Source organism: Niveispirillum sp. CC-CTL257, from assembly GCF_059489915.1.
On record NZ_JCAJXE010000004.1, the window covers coordinates 694,269 to 720,397 of the forward strand.

Consider the following 26,129-nt stretch of genomic DNA (forward strand, 5'->3'; position numbering starts at 1 on the left):
TATTGTCGTGGGGGATGCAATGAAGTGGCTGCTGCTGATTCCGGGAGTAATCGTTGCGGCGGGTGCAGGTGCCTATTTTCTGGGGGCGTTATCACCGCAGTCGCACGTGGCCAGCCGGGAGATTGTGCTGTCGGCAGCGCCGGACAGGGTCTGGCAGCTTATCACGGACTATGCCGCCTATCCAAGCTGGCGGCCTTCCGTGAAATCCAGCACGCAGGCCCCATCGACGTCGGGTGAGATGCTGTGGACGGAGGATTATGGACATATGAGCCTGACCTTCCGCGAGGAAGAGCGCGTGGAGGCAAGGCGTCTGATCCGCCGCATCACGGGCGAGAAGCTGGATTTCGGCGGACGCTGGATTTTCGTGCTGACGCCCGAAGGGGCCGGCACCCGCCTGAGCATTACCGAGGAGGGAGAAGTCTATGGCGCGGTTTATCGCTTTTTCTCCCGCTATGTGTTCGGACATACGCGCAACCTGGAAACCTATCTGGCGGACGTAAAGGCGGCGTTGGGGTAACTCCCCGGTCAGCCTGCCCGGTTCGCCCGACGGCCCAGAAAGTCCTGGATGCGCCCATGCCGGACCGCTGTCAGCGGATAGCCTGCGATGGCCAGCATGGACAGGCCCAGGCCCAAAATCGGCGCAAGGCCGGACAGAAGGCGGAAACCGGTCAGGGTACCCTCGCTCTGTGCCGCGCCCGGCACATAGCCGACACCATCCAGCGCCAGCCCGCCCAGGAAGGCAGAACCGCCCAGGGCCAGCTTGAAGATCAGCGACGCCAGGCCATAGATTTTCGCCTCGTCCCGCCGGCGGTGACGCCAATGGGCGTAATCCACGGCGTCGGGCAGCATGGACCACATGGCAACCGCGTGCGCAGCATGGCCGAAGAACACCAAGGTCAGCCAGATCAAGGTCAGCCAGAAGCTGCCCGGCGGGGTAAGTGCCAGGGCCACGCCGCCGGCCATGACCATGGCGCTGCCCACTTGCCAGGACATGCCCTTGGACCATGTACGCGCCACCCAGACCCAGGCGGGTACGGCGGCGACGCCAGCGGCGGAGAACCAGGTCAAGGCCTGGGCCGCCAGGGTGGCATCGCCGCCCAGATCATATTTCAGCAAAAAGGGCACGTTGCGCATCAGCAGGCCCAAGGACAGGTGCAGGGCCACCGTGGCCGCCAGCAGCCGCAACAGCGGGCCGTTGCGCAACACACCGCGCAGAAAGCCGCCCAGATCGGCGCGTAGCCCCAGATGCGCCGGTTCCGCCACCATGGCGGGCGGCGGCAGTTCACGCACAGACAGGGCGCAGGCGACATGGGCCAACACGGCCAGTACACCAACGCAGGCGGCGGCCGGGCTGTAGCTTCCGAACCAGCCGGCCAGCAGCGGCAGCAGGGCCGAGACGCAGGTGGAACCGGCAAAGGCCAGCAGCATGCGCCACCCGGTCAGGCTGGCGCGTTCGTCGCTGTCGCGCGTCATGGCGGCGGTCAGCGAGGAATAGGGGATCGCCACCACCGCGTAACAGGTGCGCAGCAGCATATGGGTGCCGGTGGCGAACAGCATCATGCCCGCCGATCCCGCCACCAGGAAGGCTGGCGGGGAGAAGCAGAGCCAGAAAGCGAAGGCCAGCGGGACCGTGCCAAACAGAATAAAAGGCCGGTAGCGGCCCATCCGGGTACGGGTGCGGTCGGAAATGATGCCCATCAGCGGGTCCATGCCCGCGTCCCAGATTGATGCGATCAGATAGGACAGGCCGGCATCAACCGCCGACAGGCCCAGCGCATCCATCTGAAAAAACAGGATGAACAGCAGCAGCGACTGCCAATAAAGGTTGAGGCCGAAATCGCCCACGCCATAGCCGATTTTGGCCTTGAGACCCAATGTCCGCATGTCAGCCCGCTTGACCCCTCCCCCGTGCCCGGATTGTCACCGGACTTGGGTCGGGACGTTACGCGGTCGGCGGGACTTGGTCGAGGGGGCATTTGTTCCCGATGCCAGCGGATGGCTCCCCTCTCCCAGGCAAAGGGCTGCGATTGTTTCAATCACGAAGCACTTATGTTACCTCCCTCTTAACCAATCAAGCCTCACGAACCGGTACGAAGGGGCATCATCGATGCGTCTCAACCTCTCCATGAAGATCCTGCTGGCCAACCTCGCCATCCTGGCCCTGCTGCTGATTGCGGCGGTCGTGATGGCCATTGGCACCACGCAGCAGCGCGCCCAGGTGGCCGTGGCCAAGCAGGCCGCCGAGCGCGCCGCCGATCAGGCGCTGACGCTGGTCACCATGGTGAAGGATATCCGGGGCGATGTGATGCGCGTGCAACTGTGGCTGACCGACGTGTCGGCGACGCGCGGGCTGGATGGGCTGGATACCGGGTTCGAGGAGGCGGAGAAGGCCCGCAACGATCTGCTGCGCAACATGGCAGCGGCCCGCAAACATGCGGCGGGCATGGGATTGGGCGAGGTCGAGGCGGCGCTGGGCCGGGTGGATGGGTTCTTCGCGAACTTCTATACCAAGGGCACCGCCATGGCGAAGGCCTATGTCAATAGCGGGCCGGAGGTGGGCAACATGCTGATGGGGGCCTTTGTCGGCGAAACCGATGGCATGTCAGCCGAACTGGACGCTGTGGCGGAGGATGTGCGCAAGGTGGCCGAAGCCGCCAAGCAGAAGATGCAGGCCGAGCTTGCCGCCGCAGACGCTATCGCGGCCCGCCTGACTTGGTTGATCCTGGCGCTGGCCGGGGTTGGGGTGGCGATTGCCGTCATTGTTCTGCTGGCGCTGCGCGGCAATGTCGTCATGCCGCTGATCGGGCTGACGGGCGCCTTGACCCGGATCGGGCGCGGGGATCTGAAGGTGCCGGTGCCGGCCATGGCCGACCGGCATGACGAACTGGCGGACATGGCGCACGCCATCGAGGCGCTGCGCGACAGTGCCGCCGACGCCGCCCGTCTGCGCGACGAGCAGCAGGCCAAGGAGGCAGCAGCAGAGCAGCATCGCCGCACCGCCCTGCGTCAGATGGCGGAGACGGTGGAGGCGGAAAGCCGGGCCAGCGTCGATGGTATCGCGATGGAGACCAAAGACATGGATCAGGCGGCGGCGGCCATGGCCGACAGCGCCTCACAGGTGCGCGACAGTGCTGCCAATGTCGCCAGTGCCGCCATGCATGCCCTTGCCAATGCCCAGGCCGTGGCCGGTGCCACGGAGGAATTGACGGCGTCGATCAATGAGATCAGCGCCCAGGTGGCGCATGCCACCAGCCTGTCCAACCAAGCGGTGGAGCGCAGCCGCGCTACACGCGGCACCATCGACAGCCTGTCGGATGTGGTGGATCAGATCGGCGGGGTCGCCAACCTGATCCGCGATATTGCCGAGCAGACCAACCTTCTGGCGCTGAACGCCACCATCGAGGCCGCGCGGGCCGGCGATGCCGGCAAGGGTTTTGCCGTGGTGGCGTCGGAGGTCAAGAATCTGGCGACGCAGACCACGCGGTCCACTGAAGAGATCACCGCCAAGATCTTGTTGATCCAAAATGTCACCGCCGAGGCAGTGATGGCCGTGGAAGGCATTGCGGACGCCATCCGCGCCATGGACGAAGTGTCGGCGGGCATTGCGGAGGCCATGGAGGAGCAGGCCGCCGCGACCAGCGAAATCTCCCGCAATGTCACGGAAACAGCCGAAGCGGCCCAGGAAGTGGCAACTCGCATCGATACCGTGTCGCAGGAAGCCGGCAGCACCGGCGAGAAGGCCGCCGCCATGCGGGAAGTGGCGATGCGCATCGTGGGATCGGTCAGCGACCTGCGCCAGACCCTTGTCCGCGTGGTCCGCACCGCCACCGTCGATGTTGACCGCCGCCATGGGCAGCGGCATGCGGTGGATATTGAGGTCAGTGTGGAGGTGGCTGGCGAACGCCGCCAGGGCCGCCTGCTGAACATTTCCGCCGGCGGGGCGCTGGTTGAAGGGCTGGCGCTGACCGAAGGGACGCAGGGCGCGCTGTCGGTGCCGGGGCTGGAAGGGACGCTGCCATTCCGGGTGAAGACGCGCGAGGGTGCGCAGAACGGTATCGCCTTTGTTCTTGATGATGGCCAGAAGTTGCAGCTGGGGGGCAGGCTGGTGGACCGGTTCGCGGCGTGAGGGGGGTTGGCCAGCCAATATTTGCCAGGTTGCAGGTTCTAAATCAAAATCTACAACCTTGATGCCGGTGGCACTGACGGTGCATTGTTACGCCTTCGTCTGTGATGAAGGGTCGGAACATGAACCGCAAAGTGCAGCCACCGCCCACCAAGTACGGTTCGCCGACTTCGCAGGCCAAGCCACAGCCGCAGTCCCCGCGCCTGCATGCGCCACCGCCTTTTCTTTCGCCGGTGAAGGCAACATTATCCGCCGCCTGCCAGCCTCGGATGATGCCCACGCGTGCCTATGCCACAATACAAGCAGCTCGAGCTGCCAAAGAGATTGTCAAGATGGACCAGGGCCCAAAGCCGCCCGGTAAGACCTATGCGAGTTGGGATGCCTATCATGCGAAGGTTACTGAATGGCATGGCAAAATAGGTGATGCAAAAAAGGCATTCAATCTCTCTTCTGTGCCATATTTATACCATGCGACAACATCTGACGCGATTGACAAAATTTCAGCGAACGGACTGCTTCCGCGTAACCCTGAATGGTCTGGTGTCTATGATGCATCAAAGGATGGTGTGTTAAGTATGGCAGTGAGCCTTGCTGGAGCCGGAGCCATGGGAGGAAAAACCGTTTATTTACGGGTGGCTACTGCCGACTTGGCTGGTCTGGACTTTTTTGTTGCCTCGGGTACAGAAGTGAGAACATTCAGTGCAATATCTCCGGATGTTCTTTACTATAGAGATGCAAGTAAAAATTGGGTAAAATTGACCTGATGGCGACTTCAGTGCTGTCAGCGAAGCTGGTGCCCAATAAATGATCAACTACCCCTGTAGGTCGAATAGCTCCAGGGGCTGAGCAGCAGTGGGACGTGATAGTGACCTTCGCCGTCTGCGATGGCGAAGCGCAGGGGGATCTGATCCAGGAAGGGCGGGTCGGCCAGCGGAACATTATTCTGGCGGAAATAGTCGCCGGCCTGGAACAGCAGTTCGTAGGCACCAACGGGGATGGTGTCGCCCGACAGCAGGGGGCTGTCGGTGCGGCCATCATTGTTGGTCCATTCCGTCTTGATCAGGGCGCGCTGCCCGCCTTCCAGATAAAACAGGTCCAGCCTCAACCCAGCGGCGGGGCGGCCTGTGCTGGTGTCCAGGACATGGGTGCTCAGGCGGGCCATGTTGTGCTTACCAGTTCGGGTTGGTCATAGGCTTTCAGGTCTTCCAGGAAATGATCCTGATCGGCCAGCCACAGGTCGCGGATGATGCCCTGTACCAGACGCTGCACCCCGTATTTCATGCCGCTGATCGAGGCGCCGGACAGGCCCATGGAGAGGGTGGCGCCGAAGGTGAAATTATGGATGTTGGCTAGATGCGGGGCGCAGCCCGGCACGCGCTCGGTAAACTGAAACGCATCGCCCAGATAGGGGTAGCGGATCAGCAGCGGGTTGCCCTCTCCCTTCGGCGGGGTGAAACGGTCGGCCCAGGTGGCGATATCCTTGGCGAAGGCCGCCACCTCTGGCCGGAACGCCGCCTCCACAATGAAACCGGTGCCCACCACCAGGAAGTCGAAGATCATCACGCCCTTGGGCGTGCCGACATGAATCTCGTCGCCCTCCATGCGCAGCCATTCCCAGGGGCAGGCCGTGTGGAAGGCGAAATTGGGATGCATGGCGCAGCGGTGGAACGTGTCCTGTGGCGGCGGCTGGTTCAGGTCAAAGATATGGCGCATATAGCGCCAGCGGTTGAGATCGCCCATCGAAGCGAAATGGCCCAGGAATCCCGAAAATTCCATCCAGCGATAGGGGTTCACGCGCGGCAGGTCGGGCCGGCGCAGGCAGAGATCGACCGAGGCCACGCCGGCCTCCAGCGCAGTCCCTGCATTGTCGAAGGCGGATGCACCGGCGCCCAGCACGCCGATGCGCTTGCCCCGAAGCTGTGTGAAGTCGATATACTCCGACGTGTGGGCATAGCGGCTTTCGGGCACGACGCCACGGATAAAATCCGGCACGTGCCAGCGCCCGGCCCCGTCGATGCCGGTGGCCAGCACCAGCTTGCGCGTCAGCAGCAGCTTCTCGCCATCGGGCGTGTCAACGGTCAGGCGCAGGATGCCGGTATCATCTTCCGGCTCTACCCGCGTCAGGTCATATTCGTTGCGCACGGGGATGTTCAGGGTCTGGCGGTACCAGGACAGGTATTCCTGCCAGACCTCCTTCGGCACCTTGCCCAGCATCGCCCAGGCATCCGTGCCAAACCGCGCCTCATACCAGGCCCGCGGTGTCAGGCTGGGCACGCCCAAATCGGGGCCGGTCAGGTGCTTGGGCGTGCGCAGCGTGATCATGCGGGCAAAGGTGACCCAGGGTCCTTCCTGGCCCGCCTTGTTGCGGTCGATCACCAGGATGTTGCCGACCTTTTCCCGCATCAGGCCGAAGGCGGTCGCCAGCCCCGCCTGTCCACCGCCGACAATCACCACGTCAAAGACGTGGCCGTCAGCATGGGTGCGCGCCGGCACCCAGGGCCGGGCGGGATAATCCAGCAGGGTCAGGTCGCGCGCGACCTGGGCAGCGAGTGCTGCCAAACCATCATCACTCATGTCCCAAAAAGCCCCTCCAGGCGGAATTTGGCTATTTTGGCGACTTCTCCCAATGCTGTTTTCATTTCCACGGCGGGATCATTATCCAGCCGGGTTGCCAGGGCAGCTTTGATGCTGTCCCTGGTATTTTCCTTCACCGCGATGATGAAGGGAAATCCGAAGCGCTCACGGTAGGCGCTGTTATGCCGGTCGAACCAGTCGAACTCCGCGTCACTCAACCGGTCCAGGCCCAAGCCCGCCTGCTCGGCGGTGCTGTGCGCCGTCAGCCCGCCGCCGCGTGCCAGCTTGCCGGCAAGGTCGGGATGGGCGCGCAGAAGCGATAATTGGGCCTCATATCCCGCGTCATTGACGGTGCGGACCATGGCGTTGTGCAGCGCAATAATATCGGCGAAGGGCCGCGCCTCAAACACCGCTTCGGCGACCCAAGGGCTGTCCTCCCAGATGCCGGCCAGCAGATGCACAAACTCAGCGTGGGCCAAGCTGTTCAGCAGGGCGGGGGTCGGTCGGGCGGGGACGGGTTGGGTGTCATCGGCCATGTCCCATCGTGCCACGGATTTTTTTGTGCGCAAGCGAAACGATCAGTGACATCATCGCCATGATCGACCCCGGCCACGGATAAGGAGTGTTTCGCGCATGACCATCCCGTACCCCCGCGACCTTATCGGCTATGGCGCGCAGCCGCCGCACCCGCGCTGGCCCGGTGGTGCCCGCATCGCGGTGCAGATCGTGATGAATTATGAGGAGGGTGGGGAGAATTGCCTGCTGCACGGCGACGCGCAGTCAGAGGCCTATTTGCAGGAGGTGGTGGGGACGCAACCGCTGGCCGGGCAGCGTAACCTGTCGGTGGAATCGGTCTATGAATATGGCAGCCGGGCCGGTTTCTGGCGGTTGATGCGGCTGTTCGACCGCTATGGGATCAAGATCACCTGCTACGCAGTGGCCATGGCGCTGGCCCGCCACCCCGATGCAGCCCGCGCCATGGTGGAGGCCGGGCATGAGATCGCGTCTCATGGCTGGCGCTGGATTGATTACCAGAATGTGCCGGAGGAGGCGGAGCGGGAGCATATGCGCCTTGCCATCGACACGATCCGTGAGCTGACAGGGGATCGGCCCTTGGGCTGGTACACGGGCCGGTTGGGGCCGAACACACGGCGGCTGGTCGTGGAGGAGGGCGGGTTCCTCTATGACGCGGATGCCTATAATGACGATCTGCCCTATTGGCTGCCGCCCGGCACCTATGACGGGCAGGCGGAGCCGCATCTGGTCATTCCCTACACGCTGGACGTCAATGACATGAAGTTCGGGACGGCCCAGGGCTTTAACCAGGGGGATGATTTCTTCACCTATGCCCGCGACGCCTTTGACGCGCTGTATGCGGAGGGGGAGACGGCGCCCAAGATGATGTCGGTCGGGTTGCATACAAGGCTGATCGGTCGGCCGGGACGGGTGCGCGGGCTGGAGAGGTTCTTGGACCATGTCATGGCGCATGACAAGGTCTGGGTGGCGCGGCGCGTGGATATTGCGCAGCATTGGCGGGCGTTGCATCCGTGGCGAGGGTAGCGCGGATTAGCGAAGCGTAATCCGCGCTACGTTAAGGCAACCTTCACTCCCCGCCCCAGCCACCCGGCGCTGTCGGGCCCGTCTCATCCGCCCGCACCCGGAACCAGGCGGCGTACATGGCGGGCAGGGAGTAGAGGGTCAGCGCCGTGGCCACGATCAGGCCGCCCATGATGGAGAGTGCCATGGGTCCCCAGAAGCTGGAGCGCGACAGCGGGATCATGGCCAGGACGGCGGCGGCGGCGGTCAGCGCGATGGGGCGGGCCCGGCGCACGGTAGCATCGACGATGGCGTCGAAACGGCCATGGCCGGCGGCGATATCCTGTTCGATCTGATCGACCAGGATGACCGAATTGCGCATGATCATGCCGGCCAGCGCGATCACGCCCAACTGCGCCACGAAGCCAAAGGGCTGATTGAACAGCAGCAGGGCCAGCGTCACCCCGATCAGGCCCAGCGGGGCCGTCAGGAAGACCAGGATCACCCGCTGGAAGCTTTGCAGCTGCACCATCAGCACCGTCAGCATCAGGACGATCATGACGGGCACCACCGCCATGATGGAGGCCTGACCCTTGGCACTTTCCTCCACCGCACCGCCGACCTCAATCCGGTAGCCGGTGGGCAGTTTGGCGCGCAGGGGGCCCAGGACGGATTCGATCTGTGCCACCACGGTCGGGGCCTGGACATTGCCCTTCAGGTCGGCGCGGACGGTCAGGGTCAGGTCGCGTGACCGGGTCCAGAGGATCGCTTCCTCCAGCCCATATTCCAGACGCGCCACCTGTGACAGCGGCACGGGGCCGTTGGGGCCGCGCAGGCGCAACTCTGCCAGACGGTCGGCAGCCACGCGTTCATCCTGACCGGCGCGCAGAACCACATCGATCAGTTCGATGCCTTCGCGGTACTGCGTGGCGGTATAGCCGGTCATGACCGTCTGCAAGGCCAGGGACAGATCCTGACTGGTGACGCCCAGCGCGCGGGCCCGATCCTGATCCACCACCAGCCGCACGGATTTCAGCTTTTCCGTCCAGTCGAGATTGACATCGACCGTGTGTGGGTTGGCGCGCATCAGGTCGCGCAACTCACTGGCGATGCTGCGCAGCATTTCCGGGTCACGGCCCATGATGCGGAACTGCACCGGATAGCCCACGGGCGGGCCGTTTTCCAGCCGCGCCACACGAGTGCGGACATCGGGGAAGCGGGTTTCCAGGTCATGCGGCAGGGTGCGGGCCATCTCCACGGTCCGTTCCAGCGACTTGGTCACCACAATGAACTGCGCGAAATTGGGACGCTTCAGCTCCTGGTTCAGAGGCAGATAGAAGCGGGGGGCACCATTGCCGACAAAGGCGCTGTAGCTGGCAATGCCGTCATCCTTGGCAAATACCGCCTCCAGCTCCTTCACCCGCGCCTGGGTGACGGCGATGGAGGTGCCCTCGGGCAGCTCCAGATCGACCACCAGTTCCAGGCGGGCGGAATTGGGGAAGAATTGCTGCTGCACAAGGCCGAAGCCAGCGATGGACAGGACGAACGCCCCGACCGTGGCCGCGATCACCATGTAGCGGTGGCGCACAGTCCAGACCAGACTGGCCCGCAGGCGACGGTAGAGCGGCTTCTGATAGGCGGCGTTATGATCCTCGCCATGCCCGCCATCCAGGTTCTGCGGCAGCATCTTGTAGCCCAGATAGGGCGTGAAGATGACGGCCACCAGCCAGGAAACCAGCAGCGCTGTTGCCACCACCCAGAAGATGGCGCCCGTATATTCACCCGCCGCCGAATGGGCAAAGCCCACGGGCACGAAGCCCGCCGCCGTCACCAGCGTGCCGGACAGCATGGGAAAGGCCGTCGAGGTCCAGGCGAAGGCCGCAGCCTTGGCCCGGTCCCAGCCCTGTTCCAGCTTCACCATCATCATTTCGACCGCGATGATGGCGTCATCGACCAGCAGGCCCAGCGCGATGATCAGGGCACCGATGGAGATTTTGTGCAGGTCGATGCCCGCCATCTTCATCACGCCAAACGTGACGGCCAGCACCAGCGGCACCGACAGCGCCACCACGATGCCGGTGCGCAGGCCCAACGACAGGAAGGTCACGACCAGGACGATGCCCAGGGCCTCTGCCAGGGCGCTGGCGAATTCATCGATGGAGCTGCGGACCACGGTCGGCTGATCGGCGACCAACGCGATATCGATGCCTTGCGGCAGGGCGGCCTGGATGGTCTTCATCTCCGCCTTGACGGCGTCGCCCAGCTTCAGGATGTCGCCGCCGGCGGCCATGGCGATGGCAAGGCCCGTCACCGGCTGCCCATTATGGCGCATCAGGGTTTCGGGCGGGTCCTGCGCCGTGCGGCGGATATTGGCAATGTCGCCCAGGCGCAGCAGGCGGCCGCCGGCCTGGATCGGCAGCTGTGCCACCTGTTCCTCAGTCTTCAGGGCACCGGTGACGCGCACGCGGATACGGTCGGTGCCGGTATCGATCAGGCCGGTCGGGCTGACAGCGTTCTGCGCGGCCAAGGCCTGCCCGATCTGCTGTACCGTCACGCCGAGGGAGGCGAGGCGGCCGGTGTCGAATTCCACATAAATCTTTTCATCCTGCACGCCCAGCAGGTCGACCTTGCCGATCGATGGCAATGTCAGCAGGCGCTGGCGGGCGGCCAGCAGAACCTGACGCATCTCGGTCTGGCTGAACCCGTCGCCCGTGAAGGCATAGATGATGCCGAACGTGTCGCCGAATTCATCGTTGAATTGTGGGCCGATGACGCCGGCGGGCAGGGTGTGGGCCATGTCGCCCACCCGCTTGCGCACCTGATACCAGATATCGGGCAGCGTCTCTGACCGGGTGTAATCATGCAGGTTGATGAAAATCACCGTCTCACCGGGCCGCGCATAGGACCGGGTGAAGTGATAGTTCGGCACCTGCTGCAGGGTCTGTTCGATACGGTCGGTGACCTGTTCCTGCATCTCCCGCGCGGTGGCACCCGGCCATTGGGCGGTGACCACCATGGTGCGGATGGCGAATTGCGGGTCTTCGGCCCGGCCCAGCGTCACAAAGGAATAGGCGCCGACAGCCAGCGACATGATGATCATGAACAGGACAAGCGCCTGATGCCGGATGGCCCAGGCGGAAAGGTTCAATCCGCTCACGGCAGGCCCCCATCCCAGACGCGCACGGGCAGATTGGCATCCAGACGGTGGGCACCGGCGGTCACCACCAGTTCACCTTCCTTCACCCCGGCCTTCACGGCCACACCATCGGGACGGTAAGCCGCAACCTCGACCGGGCGCAGCTGCACCCGGTCCTTGGATGGGGCCAGTACCCAGACGGCGGGCTTGTCCCCCTGATGGAACAGGGCGGAGGAGGGAAGCAGGGCGAGGGCGGCGGCATCGGTGTCGGGGAAGCTGACGCGGGCTGTCATACCCAGCCGCACCGCATCCGGCGCATCGGCGGGCAAGGTGACGCGCAGGCGGAAGGTGCGGCTGGCCGGGTCGGCCACAGGCGTGATTTCGCGGATGACGCCGGTCAGGCTGATATCGCCATCGGCCCAGAGCGCGACAGTGGCCGTACCGCCGACCGACAGGCGGGCCAAGTCCCCCTCCGCCACGTCGATGGCGACTTCACGGCCCAGGTCGGTCGCCATCCGCAGCACGGTCTGACCATCACCCACCATCTGGCCGGCATCTGCCAGGACGGCGGTGATCACCCCGCCCTGATCCAGGGTCAGCGCGCCATAGGCTCGTTGATTACGGGCGATGGACAGGGCAGACGATGCCTCCCGCTTCTGCGCGGCGGCAGCATCGGCGGCTGCCTTCACCCGGTCGAACTGCGCCTGCGACACGGTGCCGGAGGCCAGAAGCGGGGTATAGCGTTTCAGGTCTGCGGCTGTCTGTGCGGCCTGTGCCTCGGCCTGCGCCAAGCGAGCCTCCGCAGCCTTCAGCGACAGCTCCAGGTCGGTCGGGTCCAGGCGGGCCAGGGTCTGGTCGGGCTTCACCCGGTCCCCCACCTCCACCAAGCGGGCCGCGATGCGCCCCCCGACGCGGAAGCCGGCTTGAACCTCGGTGCGTGCCACGATGGTGCCCGTGAAGGAACGGGCGGCATGGGCGTCCTTGAAGCTGACCGGGGCGACGCGCACGGGGCGCACCTGCGCCTGCTCCGCTTCCTTCGCCCCACAGCCGGCCAGAACCAATGGCAGGATCACGGCCAATGCCGCCCCCCGCCCCCGGATGAACCCGGCGCCCCGAAGCCCCACCATGATCATACCCCCAACTCTCGTTTACAGTTCCTCAAACGCCGGCGCCGCATCCGCGGCTTGGGCGCTACGCGGCACGGGCCGCGCGGTGGCAGTCGCCGCCGGACTGGTTTTCCCAACGAAGGAAAACCACTCTTAAGCGATAATGACGGACAGGATAATGTAACGTACATTACAGTTTTCAAGTGACGGCCATCACGCCCCGTTGCGGGATCGGCATTCGGGATGCGATGATCAGCCCATGAGCATAGAAAACGAAGCCGATATCGACGCCGCCGACCATACGCCCCGCATGGTTGCCCGGCGTCAGGCCATGATCGACGCCGCCGCCGCGGTGTTTTTCGAGCAGGGGTTCGAACGGGCCAGTCTTTCCGCCATTGTGCGCCGGTCGGGCGGCTCTCTCTCCACACTCTACCAGCTTTTTGGCAGCAAGGAGGGGCTGTTCGAGGCCATGGTGACGCAGCGCTGTGCGGAGATCATGGAGCCACTGACAGCCCCGCATCTGCCCGACCAGTGCCCGCGCGAAACCCTGACCCGTATTGCGCGCGGCCTGATGGGCGTGCTGATGGACCCCGAAGCGCAGGGGCTGTGGCGCATGGTGATGGGGGAGGGGATCAAGTTCCCCCGCCTGCCCGAGATTTATTTCCGCTGCGGGCCGGACCCGTTACAGGCGGCCATGATCCGTTATCTTGGTGATCTGCATGAACGCGGCGTGGTGCAGTGCCCCGATGTGGGGGCGGTGGTCAATGCCTTCTGCGGCATGATGCAGAGCGACCTGTTCTACCGCACCGTCACCGGCATGCGTCCCATCCCGGACAATAGCGAGATTGAACGGCATGTGCAGAAGGTTGTGGATCTGTTCCTGCGCATGATCGCGTTTGAGGGTGGATCAGCCGAGCATGTGCAAGGCCATGCGGCCCACCAGAAAGGCGTTCACCAGCATCAGTAAGGGCGTAAGCCGGGCGGCCATGGTGCGCCAGCGATGGGCGGCGGCACCGCCCAGCAACCCGATGGCCAGCAGGGCGGGCACCGTGCCCGCGCCGAAGGCGGCCATCATGATGAACCCAGCCAGCGGGTCGCCCGTGCCCATGGCCGACGCAAGGCCCGCATAGACCAGACCGCAGGGCAACAGGCCCAGGGTCAGCCCCAGCAGGTAGCCGTTCAGGCCGATGGGTCGCGCGAAAAGCGGGCGCAGGGGTGCCGTTATACGTTGCTCCAACCCGATGGCCAGCCCGCCGCCCGTACCGCCAGCCAGCCGGGGGAACAGGCCCACCAGCCCCTGACGCAGGAACAGCAGGGCCGCCAGCCCCAGGATGAAGGCCAGCAACCAGGACACGCCCGTGATTCGCGTCACCGCCCCGCTACCCGCCGCCACCAGCCCACCAAGGGTGGCATAGGTGGTGATGCGGCCCAGATGATAGGGCAGCAGCATGGACCCGCGTGCGCGGACCAGGACAGGTCCCGGCAGATTGGCACAGGCCCCGACCTGGGCCAGGACGAACGGCCCGCACATGCCCACGCAATGCGACAGCCCGCCCAACATCCCTGTCGTGAACATCGCTACCGCCAGCGACCAGACCATGAAATCCATGATTTTCCCCTTGGTACAGGGCTGGTTATGGCATGAGGCGACAGGGATGGTCGTTGACGGGGATCAATTGTTTGCTGGGAACATGATCTCTGGATAGCCGAAACGGAACCCGTCAGGAATGATGATTCTGCAATATTATGTGGTAATGTGCGCTCGGATTTTCGACATAACAGCCGGCGGCCAAAATGAAAATTTCTGTAGAGCGCTCAAAGGAAATGAATATTGATGCAAATGTCGTTTTTAATTGCCTAATCGACTATAAAGCACATCATTATAATTTTTTGCCACCGAGCTTTGTTGATTATAAAATTGAACAAGGTGGCGTTGGGACCGGAACCATTGTTTCCTTTGGAATGCGCGTGGCCGGTCGCACCCATCCCCTTCGTGTCCGTATTGAGGAACGGGTGCCAGGGCGGGAATTTTGTGAGATTTCCCTGACAGCTGATCTGGTTACCGTCTTCACCGTTGATCCGACGCCAACAGGTTGCCGTGTCAGCTTCCGCAGCAGCTGGTCCCCCGCGCGGGGGATTGCCGGGCTGCTGGAGCGCTGGTTTGTGTCCGCCCATGTCGGCCAGGTGTTTGAGGATGAGCTGTCGCGGCTGGCGGCCTATGCCGCCACTGTCACACCCCCGTGAACAGTCCCGCAATGGTGGTGACGGCGCGTTCAGCCTCTGCCCGGTCGGGCACCGCATCCTCAATCCCGAAGCCGTAATAATCATCAGCCCCCGTCACCTGAAACACCCAGCCGTCGCGGCGGGGGACGAAGGAGGTCTGGTTGAAATAGAGGCCGTAGCGGATATCGCTGTCCGGGATCATGCGGGCCAGCTGTCCACGCACCGGGACCAGCGAGGTGTCGCCCAACAGGGCCTTGGCACCATAGCCGGTGCAGTTGACCAGGGTCTTCTGCGGCAGGGCGGACAGTTCCGTCGGGCTGTGGAACTCCCGAACCTCGATCTTCCCGCCCAGCGACAGGAAGCCGGACAGCAGATAGTCGGAATACGCGGCGATGTTGAACATCAGGCCGGAGACGCTGAGCACTTCCCGGTTGCCGAACGGATGATTGCCGACGGCGTAGGTGGTGCGGGGCGCGCGCAGCTCCGGCGTCATTTCCCGCGTCAGCCCATGGGCGAAGGCAGGGCGGTCATCGTGCGGGGCCGGTTCCCCACTGACATCGGAACGCAATATGTGTGTGTCGATCCATTCGATGGGTGTGCCGGGCAGGCCCAGCAGGGTCTGGTAGCGGTCAAAGCTGGCCCGCGCCATGCCGGCCCATTGCGCCTTGAATTCGGGCGTGGCGTGCGCTTCCAGGCAGATACGGCTGTCGGGTGACCAGACGCCGGTGGCGAGTGAGGAGCGGGTGGCGGGCGGCAGGTCGCGGGCATAGATGGTGACCCGTGCGCCAGCACGCTGAAGTTGCAAGGCGGTGGTCAGGCCGATGGCACCACAACCAATGACGGCGATGTCGCGCGCACCCGTCCCCATGGCGAGGCTGGTGGCGATGGCCGCAGAGCCCCAGGACAGCGACCAGCCAGACCCGCCATGGCCGTAATGGTGGACCATATCCTTGTCACCGAACCTCACCCGCTCAATGCGCGGTCCCTGCGGCCGGAAGGGGCGGGTGCAGACGGTGATCTGGGTGATCCGATCAATCGACGCCCGCAGCGGCGGCAAGGTCAGGGCCGGACCCTTGAGTGCGGGGGCAACAGCGACCTTCACCGGGCCGGTGGCGCAGCCGGCAAGTGCCAGGCTGGAAAATGCGGCTCCGCCACCAAACAGCACCGCACGGCGGTCCAAGCGCGTCACTGACATCCCCTATCCTTTCCCGGTTCGTTCAGCCGGGGAGGATAGGGGAAACTATGCCGGGAAGGAAACCAGGATCAGGCGGCCCGGCGCAATGCCGCCCGGTTCCAGGGATTGTCAGGCTTCATCGCCAGCCTTTCCGCCGCCAGCGCGCGGGCCAATGCATGGTCGCCCGAACGGACAGCCGCTTCCAGCAGGGTGACATTGATCAGGTCGCGCTGGGCATTGCTGCCGCCGAACAGTGCAGCCTTTTCCCGGATGGGCAGCAAGGCTGTCACCACCCCCCTGTAATGGCCGCCGACAAAATCACACAGGGCGCGGGCCAGCGGCAGGCCGACTTCCCGCGTCATGCGTGCGTTCTCGCCCGGCTTGGTGGTTGCCACCTGCATGGCGTTCAGGGTGCGTTCGATATCATCGACGCGGCTGGCACCCAGGAAAGCGATGATGGCGTGCACGTCGTTGAAGGCATAGTGGCCCTGTTCGGCGAATGGCCGCCATTCATCGGCCAGACGCTGCCAGCGGTCACCGGCATGGATGTCCCGCAGGTACAGGCGCCACAGCATGGCGGAACCGTCCACCATCTCCAGCGCGACGCCGTTCGCGGAAGGCCGGATACCCTGATCATAGAGCGCCAGAACCTGATCATATTCCTCCCGTTCCAGATGGAACAGGGCCATATGCCACCAGTTATGGGCGGACAGCATGCAGTCACGTGACCAGTCATGGGTGCGGTCGCGCAGCCACTTGACCCCATCGTCTGCCCGCCCCTGCATTTCCATCACATGAGCTACGGCGTGTACGGCCCAGGGATCGCGGGGGTTGATCTCCAGGGCAGCGCGCCCCGTCGCTTCCGCCAGCCCGAACATATTCATTTCCTCCAGCCCAAAGGCGTGCATGCCGAGCACATAACCGTAACCATCGAGGTCGCGGCTCCAGTGCGGCAGGGCGCGTGCGACGCGGTCGCGCAGCATGCTGGACCGCCCCGTGAAGAAATCACATTGATGTGCAAATTGCAGGGCTGTCAGATCGCGCGGGTGGTCGATGACGATCCAGCCGAATCGTTCCCCCGCTGTGGTGAAATCACCGGCCAGCCAGGCGTGGATGCCACCAATATAGCCTCGTTCCCGGTCATTGGCCCCGCCCTTGGCTGCCAGTTCCGAGGCGGCTTCAAGGGACTTCAAGATCTCCGGCTCCAACGCCTTGTCGGTGGCCAGCGCGAACAGGCCGGCCCGCAGGCAATGGGCGATCGTCATGTCCGGTGCCAGTTCGATGGCAGTGTCCAGTTCGGCCACGGGGTCGACATAGTAGCCGGCGAACAGTTCGCAAGCCGCTTCGACATGGTCCAGGGCGGCGCGGTTGCCGCCGGAAACGGCGAGACCGCGACAATCTCTCAACATGGTTAAGTTCCTTAGTGTTGCTATTGTATCAGGTGGGATCGATCCTGCGCTCCCCCCGTCAACCGGGCGTGATCGCATCGTGAAAAATCGCGTGAAAAGCCGGGGGTCCGGCGATAGTTTCGCGGGATGGATATCGATATCTCGCTTCTGGGCGGCTTTGCCGTCACGGTTAACGGACAACCGGCCGATCTGCCGACGCGCAAGGCCGCAGCGCTGCTGGCCGTCCTGGCCGTGCGCCCCGGCGCGCTGGTCAGCCGCGACCGGTTGCTGGGCCTGCTCTGGCCCGACAGTCCGGAGATGCAGGCCCGCGCCAGTCTGCGTCAGGCCCTGAGCCAGTTGCGCCGCGTCCTGCCCGATCAGGCGCTGGTTACCGTTGGTGATCAATTGCGGCTGGACCCGGGGCGGGCGGGCAGCGATGTCGCGCGGCTGGATACGTTGCTGCGCCTGGACGATCCGGTGCAGGGATTGGCGGCAACAGAGCTTTACCGGGGCCGGTTCCTGGCTGATCTGCCGCTGCTGGGGGAGCCGTTCGAGGATTGGCGGCGGATGGAGGCGGAGCGGCTGCACGCGTTGCTGCTGGCCCGTCTGCACGCGTGGCTGACCCGTCTGGCCGAGGCCGGGGAGGATGTGGCGGCGCTGTCGCTGGGTGAGGCTCTGGTGGCCCTGGACCCGCTGGCGGAAGGGGCGCACCGCACCCTGATGCGTATCCATCAGCGGCGGGGCACCCCGGCCCTGGCGGAGCGTCAGTATCAGCGTTGCGCCGAGGCGCTGTTACGCGAACTGGACGTGGAACCGACGCCGGAGACACAGGCCCTGCTGCACGCCAGGGTGCCCGCACCCGCAACGCCGGTGCCTGCGCGGACCCGACTGGGCATCGCCGTCCTGCCCTTTGCCAACCTGTCGGGCGACAGCACCCGCGATTATCTGGGCGAGGGGTTGGCCGACGACATTATCGCAGCGTTGGCCCGGTTCCGACCGCTGGCCGTACCGACACCGGCGGCCACCTTCGCGCTGGCGGCACGCGGGCTGACCCCGCAGGAGGTGGCCGCCCGTCTGGATTGCCGCTTCATCCTGACCGGCAGCGTGCGGCCCCTGGGCGCGGTGACGCGCGTCGCCTGCGCCCTGTCAGACGCGGTGACGGGTGATCAGCTCTGGTCCGACCGGATCGACACGCCGCCCGCCGAACTGCCGCGCACCCAGGATGATATCGTGCAACAGGTGGCTGGTGCCCTGTCGGTCCAGATCAACCGACACCTGCTGCGCCAGACGAGCCTTTGCCGGCCCGAGCAATGGCAGGCGCATGACTTCTGGCTGCGCGGCAGCTACGCCCTGCGCCGTGGCGATCCGGCAGGGCTGTTGGAAGCGCGGACGCTGTTCCGGCGCGCTGTTGATCTGGACCCTGGCAATGGCCGGGCTTGGTCTGGCCTGTCGCTTGCCTATTTCAATGACTGGTCCTGCCTGGCCTGGGACCGTTGGGCCGAGAATGAGGCGAAGGCACTGGCCCATGCCAGCCGAGCTATGGAGATTGACCCCGCCGATCATGTTGCTGCCTTCATCATGGGCCGCATCCTGCTGTACCGTCGGCGGTTCGAAGAGGCGGCAGACCTGCTGGACCGGGCAGAACGGTTGAACCCCAGCGATCCGGATATGCTGATCAATGTCTCACCGGGGGTTGCCTATCTGGGCGACCCGCAACGCGGCATGGAACTGGCGGCCACGGCCATGCGCATCAACCCGGTGCATGAACCCTGGTACAAGGTCTTCGCCTCCATCGCCCATATCATGGCAGGAGACTATGAGCGCGGGCTGGCACTGGGTCTGGCAGCGCCCGACCGGGGTGTGGATGTGCGGGCCCATCTGGCCGTGGCCCATGTCATGCGGGGCGAAATGATGGAGGCCGCCGATCAGGCCTGGCGTTTTGTCGATCACTACCAGAACCACATTGTGGGCGGCGGCCAGGTCGATCCAGCCGATGCTGTGCGGTGGCTGTTCATGGTCAACCCCTATCGCTGGCGTGACCACGCGGCCCTGGTGGCCGATGCGCTGTCGCGTGCCGGCTTGCCGGTGCCCCCGGACGCCATCGATACCCGCCCACCCTGCGCCATCTGACTACGTATTCAACCGGGGCTGCCGTTGACGGCGTGTCCTACCCCCCGCATGGTCGCCGTCAAGAAAGCACAAATTTTTGGGGGAAACGGGACCATGCAGAAGCCCAGGCTGAGCCTGATCCAGATCTGGAACATGTCCATCGGCTTCCTGGGTATCCAGGTGGCGTTCGGTTTGCAGAACGCCAATGCCAGCCGCATTTTCCAGACGCTGGGTGCCGACATCAATGAGCTGGCGATCCTGTGGGTCGCGGCCCCGCTGACCGGTCTGCTGGTGCAGCCCATTGTCGGGCATATGTCGGACAAAACCTGGGGACGGCTGGGCCGTCGGCGGCCCTATTTCCTGCTGGGTGCTGTTCTGGTCACCCTGTCGCTGCTGATCATGCCGTCGTCGCCGGCCTTGTGGTTTGCGGCATCCATGCTGTGGATCCTGGATGCCAGCATCAATATCACCATGGAACCGTTCCGCGCCTTTGTCGGCGATCTGCTGCCCGATGAGCAGCGGATGAGCGGGTTTGCCGCACAGAGCTTCTTTATCGGGGTGGGGGCCGTCGGTGCCTCGGCCCTGCCCTGGGTGCTGACCCACTGGTTCGGCATGGACAATACGGCGGCACCGGGCGTCGTGCCGCTGACGGTGCATATCGCCTTTTATGTCGGTGCCGCCGCCATCTTCATAGCCGTGATGTGGACGGTGCTGACCACCAGGGAATATTCGCCTGAACAGATGGCGGCGTTCGAGGCGGCGCGGCTGGCCCAGCGCGGGGTGGATGCCGCGACGCGTCCCGACCGGCCCGCCGGTGATTTCCGGCGCTGGGGCCTGATGTCGGCCATCATCGGTGCCGCTGTGACGGTGGCGGTGGGCGCGTTGGGCCTGGAGAAGGAAGTCTATATCCTGGGTGCCGGCCTGATCGCGTTCGGCCTGTGCCTGTTGATCCATGCCAGCCTGAAAGCATCGGCCAAGGCGGAGAATGGGTTCAGCGAGGTGATGGAGGACCTGTTCGCCATGCCGGCGGTGATGCGCCGGCTGGCGGTCGTGCAGTTCTTCAGCTGGTTCGCGCTTTTTGCCATGTGGATCTACACCACGTCCGCCGTCACCGCCTTTCATTATGGTACCAGCGATACCGCGTCCCAGGCCTATAATGACGGGGCCGACTGGGTTGGCCTGCTGTTCGCCGTCTATAATGGCGTGGCGGCCATCGCGGCCTTCCTGTTGCCCGTCATTGCGCGAGCCATCGGGCGGCGGGGGGCGCATATGTTCAGCCTGTGCCTGGGCGGCGCGGGCCTGATCAGCTTCATGTTCATCAAGGATCCGGCCCTGCTGTGGCTGCCCATGATCGGGGTGGGCTTTGCCTGGTCGTCGATCCTGTCGGCCCCCTATTCCATCCTGTCGGCGGCGGTGCCGGCGGCGAAGATGGGGGTCTATATGGGTATCTTCAATATCTTCATCGTGGTGCCGCAGGTCCTGGCCGCCAGCATCCTGGGTGCGGTCCTGCGCGCCGGGTTCGGGGGCGAGGCCATCTGGGCCCTGGTCCTGGGCGGGTCGTCGATGATCCTGGCGGCCCTGTCGATGCTGGCGGTGAAGGACGAGGTATAAACCCCCGCCATGGTGCGGCGCGGCGAATTCCACGTCCGAATTCAGCCACTTGCCTTTGTTGTCGAACCCGGTCATTCCATCCGTAACGGATAACAACACCGGGTGAGGCAATCCATGTCGATGCATACTCTCTGGCGCCGCCGGTTGGCGGGGGCCGTGGCGTCTGTCGCCCTGCTGACCGGAGCGGCAGGGGCCGAAACGGTCCTGATCCATGCCGGCACCCTGCTGGCCGTGCCGGGGCAGAAGCCGTTGAGCCAGCAGACCCTGGTCGTCACTGACGGCAAGATCAGCGCGGTCAAGGGCGGTTATCTGGATGCCGCGTCGGCTGGCGCGCCGGCCGATGCGCGGACCATCGACCTGAAGAATGCCTTCGTCCTGCCCGGCCTGATCGACTGCCACGTGCATATCACCGGTGAGCTGGGGCCGCGTTCGCAGTTGGCCGAGGTCGAGGATGACCCGGAAGAAACGGTGCTGGACGGTGTCGTCTATGCCAACCGTACCCTGATGGCCGGCTTCACCACCGTCCGCGACCTGGGATCGCCCGCCCGCACCGGATTCGCCCTGCGCGACGCCATCAACAAGGGCGAGGTCCAGGGGCCGACCATCCTGGCCGCCGGCATGATGATCTCCATCACCGCCGGTCATGGCGATGTCAATGGCTTCAGTGAGGAAGTGACCCACGCCCTGCGGCCCGAAAGCATCTGCAACGGGGCCGATGATTGCCGCCGCGCGGTGCGGGAGCAGATCCGCAAGGGGGCCGATGTCATCAAGCTGGCGACCACGGGCGGTGTGCTGTCCAATATTGCCGCCGGCACGGGCCAGCAGATGTTCGAGGATGAGGCCAAGGCCATCATCGACACGGCCCATATGATGGGCAAGAAGGTGGCCAGCCACGCCCATGCGGCGGGCGGCGTCAATCTGGCCCTGCGCAGCGGCGTGGACAGCGTCGAGCACGGGTCCTTCATGGATGCAGACAGCATCAAGCTGTTCAAGCAGTCCGGGGCCTATCTGGTGCCGACCCTGCTGGCCGGTCATACCGTCGTCAACATGGCCAAGACCAGCACCACCCTGACCCCCGCCCAGGCCGCCAAGGCCCTGGATGTGGGCGAGCGGATGAAGGTCAGCTTCGGCAATGCCGTGAAAAACGGCGTCAAGGTCGCCTTCGGCACCGATAGCGGTGTGTCGGCCCATGGCACCAACGCCTATGAGTTCAAGCTGATGGTGGATGCCGGCATGCCCGCCGCCGAGGCCATCAAGGCCGCCACCGTGAACGCCGCCGACCTTCTGGACCGCGGCAACCGCATCGGCACGCTGGAAGCCGGCAAGGATGCCGACATCATCGCGGTATCCAAAAGCCCCATCGAGGATGTGACGGAACTGAGCCGCATACAGTTCGTGATGCGCCAGGGCACGGTGCATAAGCAGGATGGGGCGGCGGTGACCTTCGTGCCGAAGATGTGATGTGGGACGAAAATCCGGGGTGGTGCGTGACCCCATCCCGGATTTTCGGTGCAGATGCAACATGGTGAAACATAAAATAAACCCCTGTTGCACGGAAACCGAATTTTCGGTGTGAACGGACCCAGATAGTTCCAGGATAATAAACCTATATCATGGGCTGGGCTGACGGGGCAACGGATCAGGATGGCTGAAACTTCAGTGGGCGCGGGGCATGCCGCTTTACCATGACGATCAAGGCCAGCTTTACTGGCATGAGCGTGTCGCACCGCTGCTGGAGCCACCGGTCCTGTCGGCGGAACGGGTGGCGCAGGGGATCAGGCCGCGTATTGCCCGCATCCGGGATGATCGGATGGGATGGCTGCGGGGCGGCTGTGTTGCCGCCATGGCGGGTGGACTGGGCCTGACGATTGCCGCCTTGCTGCTGGCAGAGGCGAATTGGCTTTCGGCGTTGGGTCTTTCGGTCGCGGGGTTCCTGTGGTGTGCGGCGCTGCGGCTGTTTTTCGTGACGGAGATTTGTGCGCGGGGCGTGCCATTTGAGGGGGCGTTGCGGCTTGTCCCGGACCAGCCCTGGCCGCCGCGCCTGTTGCGGCTGGCCTTGATCCTGTCTTTTGCGGGGCCGCTTTATGTGCTGACCTGGGTCAAGGGGCTGGATGTGATGGACGGAGACGGGCCGTCCATCTTCCTGGGTCTGGTCTGGGCCTGGATGCTGTGGGGCCGGGTGAAGGCGGTCAGGCGGGAGAGCCGGGCGTTGCGGGCAGCGCTTGGCGGGGCGTAGGGAATGAGGGGATTGATTGCGGATTAGCCAATCTCTAGGGGGTGTTGATAGACGCATCTGGCGCCGCGAGAGGGGCCATGTCGGCGCTGACCGCGCCTCACGCTGGGTCCCGGCTTTCGCCGGGATGACGAATGGGGGTGTTTCAGGTCAACGCGGAGTGGCTGCCAAGTTCAGGGTCGATGGCTGCGCAGCCAGTCCACCAGCGCCCGCAGCGGTCCTGGCACATGCCGGCGGCTGCTGTAATAGAGAAACGGGCCGGAGAAGGACAGGGACCAGTCGGGCAGGGCGGGGACCAGGGTGCCCGCCTTAAAATGCCCGGCCAGCAGATCCTCGAACGTGTAGATCCAGCCCAGACCATCCAGGGCGGCGCGCAGCAGCAGGGGTGTGTTGGAACTGACCAAAGGTCCCTCTGGGTGCAGTTTCAGCACCTCCCCGTGCCGTTCAAACTCCCACGCCAACGGGCCGGCATCGTGGAAACGGTGGCGCAGGCAGGGGCGGGACAGCAGGTCGGTCGGATGCTGCGGCAGCCCACGCTGCGCAATATGGGCGGGTGAGGCGGCCAGTATATAGCGCTGAACCCGTGGGCCGATGGGGATCGCCACCATGTCCTGTGCCAACGCCTCCTCATACCGCACGCCGGCATCGAAGCCAGCGGCGAAGATATCGACAAGGGCGTTATTATCCTCCACATCCAGCCTTATGCCGGGATGCGCCGTCAGGAACGGGGCCAGCAGATCGGGCAGGATGGCGCGCGCGACGATGGAGGGCACGTTCAGGCGCAGGGTGCCGAAGGTGCTGTCGCGATAATCGTTCAGCCCATCCAGCGCCTGGGTCACGGCATCCATGGCGGGCGACAGGCTGTCGATCAGGCGCTGGCCCGCCTCTGTCGGCGTTACGCTGCGCGTTGTGCGGTGCAGCAAACGGATGCCGATGGCTTCTTCCAGGTCCCGCACGGCCTGGGACAGGGTGGAGGCCGAGACGCCCCGGTCGCGGGCGGCACGGCGGAAGTTGCGGTGGCGGGCGACAGACAGGAAGGCGTCGAGATCCGCCAGGGATTGGGGCTTCATTGTACGGATTTCCGAACAGGCCATGTTGACTTAGATAGATTATCGCACAGTCTGGGCGGTGGCACGATGGGAACAGTTAAACCCCACCACGGAGCCGTAAAATGCTGACGCACCGCACTATCTGGGCCCACGGGCCTGCCACCGCCCCCCTGGCCCTGGGCTGCATGGGCATGTCCGACATGTATGGTCCGGCTGACCGGGCCGAAAGCATCGCCACCATCCATGCGGCCCTGGATGCCGGGATCAATGTCCTGGATACGGGCGATTTCTATGGCATGGGCCATAATGAGATGCTGATCGCGGAAGCGCTGAAAGAGCGGCGGCGCGAGGATGTGGTGCTGTCGGTGAAGTTCGGGGCCGTGCGCGGGCCGGACGGGGCCTTTCTGGGCTATGATGGACGTCCGCAATCGGTGCGCAATTTCGTGGCCTATAGCCTGAAGCGGCTGGGCACCGACTATATTGATATTTACCGCCCCTCCCGCCTGGACAGTGCGGTGCCCATTGAGGAAACAGTGGGCGCCATTGCCGATCTGGTCCGGCAAGGCTATGTCCGCCATATCGGCCTGTCGGAGGTGGGGGCCGATACGATCCGCCGCGCGGCAGCGGTGCATCCGATCAGCGACCTGCAGATCGAATATTCCCTGATCAGCCGGGGGATCGAGGCCGCGATCCTGCCCACTTGCCGCGAACTGGGCATCGGCATCACGGCCTATGGCGTGCTGTCACGCGGGTTGATCAGCGGCCATTGGTCGAAGGAGACCAGCAATGCCGGCTTCCGCGCCATGAGCCCGCGTTTCCAGGGGCCGAACCTGGACCATAATCTGGCCCTGGTTGAGGCGCTGCGCGGGGTGGCGGCGCGGATCGGGGCCAGCGTGGCGCAGGTGGCCATCGCTTGGGTGATCTCACGCGGGGCCGATATCGTGCCGGTGATCGGGGCGCGGCGGCGGGACCGGCTGAGTGAGAGCCTCGGGGCGGCAGGGTTGGTGCTGTCGGCGGCGGAGCTGTCAGCCATCGAGGCGGCGGTGCCGAAGGACGCGGCGGCGGGCGAGCGCTATCCGGCGGCACTGCTGGCGCATATGGATAGTGAGCAGTGAGGGTGGGGCCTACGCGCCCCGCTTGTCCACGAAGCCCGGCGGACGCAGCTTGATCAAATGATCGGGGTCGGCTTGGCTGCCGTCCGGGTTGAGGCCGAGATAATAGCTTTTCTGCCATTTCTCGGCCTGGGCCGCCGATCCGGGCTGGGCCAGGTCGGCGTTGAAGCGCAGGCGTCCGGTGGACCATTCCTGAAACCGGCGTTCCAGGTCAGGGTCGTCCTTCAGGGAACGGATTTCCGGTTCAACGCTTTCCAGCAGGCGGCGCTGGATCGGGAAAACCGCGCAGAATGGCTCGCCCGCGTCGAACCGGGCCACGCGGCCGGGGGCCGTGAATTTCCAGTTCATGGTGAAACTGTAGGGGGCCCAGTCGGTCTCGATAATGCCGGTCAGGGGCGATATGCCGTCCTTGGGGGCATTCACGGGGCCTTGGGCATAGAGGCTCCATCCCGGTTCGGTGCGGAACACCGCCTCAATATGGAAGGTCAGGACGCCGGAGCCGAAATGGCTGATGGCCGGGGCGACGGTGCCGGGATCGGGCGTGATCACGATGGCATCCTTTGACGCCCCGCCATCCCAATGAGCCGTGAAGCCGGTGCGGCAGAGGATTTCCCAGCCATGGGCATTGGCGATGTTCAGCGGCAGACAGCGATAGGCATAGGCCTGCGGTGTGCCATCCATCCAGTCGCGGGTGGCGGGGGCGGCGCGCAGCAGCGGCGGCTCCCCATGCATGGCGTAGCAGGTGAGCTTCATGA

Annotated in this window: 22 protein-coding genes; 11 read left to right on the forward strand and 11 right to left on the reverse strand. The window is 64.7% G+C overall.

Features of this window, described 5'->3' with window-relative positions; translation table 11 throughout:
- The first annotated feature begins 7 nt into the window (after positions 1 to 7).
- Positions 8 to 517, forward strand: coding sequence for an SRPBCC family protein (locus ABC729_RS23490; protein WP_495610039.1), 510 nt, complete (start codon positions 8 to 10; stop codon positions 515 to 517).
- An 8-nt stretch (positions 518 to 525) separates the two neighbouring features.
- On the opposite strand, the gene ABC729_RS23495 is transcribed toward ABC729_RS23490, so the two are convergent.
- Positions 526 to 1,884 (reverse strand): MFS transporter, encoded by a 1,359-nt coding sequence (locus ABC729_RS23495; protein WP_495610040.1) that lies wholly within the window; start codon positions 1,882 to 1,884, stop codon positions 526 to 528.
- Between the two features lie 223 nt (positions 1,885 to 2,107).
- Here ABC729_RS23495 and ABC729_RS23500 point away from each other — a divergent pair, with 223 nt between their 5' ends.
- The gene (locus ABC729_RS23500) at positions 2,108 to 4,126 is read left to right on the forward strand and encodes a methyl-accepting chemotaxis protein (RefSeq protein WP_495610041.1); all 2,019 of its coding nucleotides are present in this window, start codon (positions 2,108 to 2,110) and stop codon (positions 4,124 to 4,126) included.
- Between the two features lie 119 nt (positions 4,127 to 4,245).
- Positions 4,246 to 4,887, forward strand: coding sequence for an RNA 2'-phosphotransferase family protein (locus tag ABC729_RS23505; protein ID WP_495610042.1), 642 nt, complete (start codon positions 4,246 to 4,248; stop codon positions 4,885 to 4,887).
- 44 nt (positions 4,888 to 4,931) lie between these two features.
- On the opposite strand, the gene uraH is transcribed toward ABC729_RS23505, so the two are convergent.
- From uraH to uraD, 3 genes are read right to left on the reverse strand one after another with little or no spacing between them, the layout of a single operon-like run.
- Positions 4,932 to 5,285 (reverse strand): hydroxyisourate hydrolase, encoded by a 354-nt coding sequence (uraH, locus tag ABC729_RS23510; protein WP_495610043.1) that lies wholly within the window; start codon positions 5,283 to 5,285, stop codon positions 4,932 to 4,934.
- Positions 5,273 to 6,697, reverse strand: coding sequence for an NAD(P)-binding domain-containing protein (locus ABC729_RS23515; RefSeq protein ID WP_495610044.1), 1,425 nt, complete (start codon positions 6,695 to 6,697; stop codon positions 5,273 to 5,275). Before ABC729_RS23515 ends, uraH begins: the two co-directional genes overlap by 13 nt.
- Positions 6,694 to 7,233 (reverse strand): 2-oxo-4-hydroxy-4-carboxy-5-ureidoimidazoline decarboxylase, encoded by a 540-nt coding sequence (gene uraD, locus ABC729_RS23520; protein WP_495610045.1) that lies wholly within the window; start codon positions 7,231 to 7,233, stop codon positions 6,694 to 6,696. Before uraD ends, ABC729_RS23515 begins: the two co-directional genes overlap by 4 nt.
- A gap of 97 nt (positions 7,234 to 7,330) precedes the next feature.
- On the opposite strand from uraD, the gene puuE reads away from it, so the two are divergent.
- Complete coding sequence (gene puuE / locus ABC729_RS23525) at positions 7,331 to 8,257, forward strand: allantoinase PuuE (protein ID WP_495610046.1); 927 nt, start codon at positions 7,331 to 7,333, stop codon at positions 8,255 to 8,257.
- A 43-nt stretch (positions 8,258 to 8,300) separates the two neighbouring features.
- On the opposite strand, the gene ABC729_RS23530 is transcribed toward puuE, so the two are convergent.
- A complete protein-coding gene (locus ABC729_RS23530; RefSeq protein ID WP_495610047.1) occupies positions 8,301 to 11,390 on the reverse strand; it encodes an efflux RND transporter permease subunit in 3,090 nt (1,029 codons plus the stop codon).
- Positions 11,387 to 12,496, reverse strand: a complete 1,110-nt coding sequence (locus tag ABC729_RS23535) for an efflux RND transporter periplasmic adaptor subunit (protein WP_495610048.1) — start codon at positions 12,494 to 12,496, stop codon at positions 11,387 to 11,389. Before ABC729_RS23535 ends, ABC729_RS23530 begins: the two co-directional genes overlap by 4 nt.
- A 238-nt stretch (positions 12,497 to 12,734) precedes the next feature.
- Between ABC729_RS23535 and ABC729_RS23540 the strand changes: the two genes are divergently transcribed.
- Entirely contained in the window at positions 12,735 to 13,442 is a 708-nt protein-coding gene (locus ABC729_RS23540; RefSeq protein WP_495610049.1) for a TetR/AcrR family transcriptional regulator, read from the forward strand.
- Here ABC729_RS23540 and ABC729_RS23545 read toward each other — a convergent pair.
- Positions 13,383 to 14,084 (reverse strand): sulfite exporter TauE/SafE family protein, encoded by a 702-nt coding sequence (locus ABC729_RS23545; protein ID WP_495610050.1) that lies wholly within the window; start codon positions 14,082 to 14,084, stop codon positions 13,383 to 13,385. The genes ABC729_RS23540 and ABC729_RS23545 overlap by 60 nt on opposite strands.
- A gap of 185 nt (positions 14,085 to 14,269) precedes the next feature.
- On the opposite strand from ABC729_RS23545, the gene ABC729_RS23550 reads away from it, so the two are divergent.
- Positions 14,270 to 14,719 carry an SRPBCC family protein gene (locus ABC729_RS23550; protein ID WP_495610051.1) on the forward strand — a complete coding sequence of 150 codons (450 nt, stop codon included), beginning with the start codon at positions 14,270 to 14,272 and terminating at the stop codon, positions 14,717 to 14,719.
- Here ABC729_RS23550 and ABC729_RS23555 read toward each other — a convergent pair.
- Together ABC729_RS23555 and ABC729_RS23560 are read right to left on the reverse strand one after the other, a co-directional pair.
- Entirely contained in the window at positions 14,706 to 15,893 is a 1,188-nt protein-coding gene (locus ABC729_RS23555) for an FAD-dependent oxidoreductase (RefSeq protein ID WP_495610052.1), read from the reverse strand. The two genes, ABC729_RS23550 and ABC729_RS23555, sit on opposite strands and share 14 nt — an antisense overlap.
- A 68-nt stretch (positions 15,894 to 15,961) precedes the next feature.
- Positions 15,962 to 17,281 (reverse strand): tetratricopeptide repeat protein, encoded by a 1,320-nt coding sequence (locus ABC729_RS23560; protein ID WP_495610053.1) that lies wholly within the window; start codon positions 17,279 to 17,281, stop codon positions 15,962 to 15,964.
- 126 nt (positions 17,282 to 17,407) lie between these two features.
- Between ABC729_RS23560 and ABC729_RS23565 the strand changes: the two genes are divergently transcribed.
- From ABC729_RS23565 to ABC729_RS23580, 4 genes are all read left to right on the forward strand, one after another.
- The gene (locus tag ABC729_RS23565; protein ID WP_495610054.1) at positions 17,408 to 19,390 is read left to right on the forward strand and encodes a BTAD domain-containing putative transcriptional regulator; all 1,983 of its coding nucleotides are present in this window, start codon (positions 17,408 to 17,410) and stop codon (positions 19,388 to 19,390) included.
- A gap of 93 nt (positions 19,391 to 19,483) precedes the next feature.
- The gene (locus tag ABC729_RS23570; protein WP_495610055.1) at positions 19,484 to 20,980 is read left to right on the forward strand and encodes an MFS transporter; all 1,497 of its coding nucleotides are present in this window, start codon (positions 19,484 to 19,486) and stop codon (positions 20,978 to 20,980) included.
- Between the two features lie 114 nt (positions 20,981 to 21,094).
- The gene (locus ABC729_RS23575) at positions 21,095 to 22,441 is read left to right on the forward strand and encodes a metal-dependent hydrolase family protein (protein WP_495610056.1); all 1,347 of its coding nucleotides are present in this window, start codon (positions 21,095 to 21,097) and stop codon (positions 22,439 to 22,441) included.
- Positions 22,442 to 22,652: 211 nt separating this feature from the next.
- The gene (locus ABC729_RS23580) at positions 22,653 to 23,216 is read left to right on the forward strand and encodes a hypothetical protein (RefSeq protein ID WP_495610057.1); all 564 of its coding nucleotides are present in this window, start codon (positions 22,653 to 22,655) and stop codon (positions 23,214 to 23,216) included.
- Between the two features lie 170 nt (positions 23,217 to 23,386).
- Here ABC729_RS23580 and ABC729_RS23585 read toward each other — a convergent pair whose 3' ends face one another.
- Positions 23,387 to 24,283: a LysR family transcriptional regulator gene (locus tag ABC729_RS23585; RefSeq protein ID WP_495610058.1), complete on the reverse strand. Its 897-nt coding sequence runs from the start codon at positions 24,281 to 24,283 to the stop codon at positions 23,387 to 23,389.
- A gap of 101 nt (positions 24,284 to 24,384) precedes the next feature.
- On the opposite strand from ABC729_RS23585, the gene ABC729_RS23590 reads away from it, so the two are divergent.
- A complete protein-coding gene (locus ABC729_RS23590; RefSeq protein ID WP_495610059.1) occupies positions 24,385 to 25,377 on the forward strand; it encodes an aldo/keto reductase in 993 nt (330 codons plus the stop codon).
- A 9-nt stretch (positions 25,378 to 25,386) separates the two neighbouring features.
- On the opposite strand, the gene ABC729_RS23595 is transcribed toward ABC729_RS23590, so the two are convergent.
- On the reverse strand, positions 25,387 to 26,127 hold the full coding sequence (locus ABC729_RS23595) for a DUF6065 family protein (protein ID WP_495610060.1): 741 nt from the start codon (positions 26,125 to 26,127) through the stop codon (positions 25,387 to 25,389).
- Positions 26,128 to 26,129 lie beyond the last annotated feature (2 nt).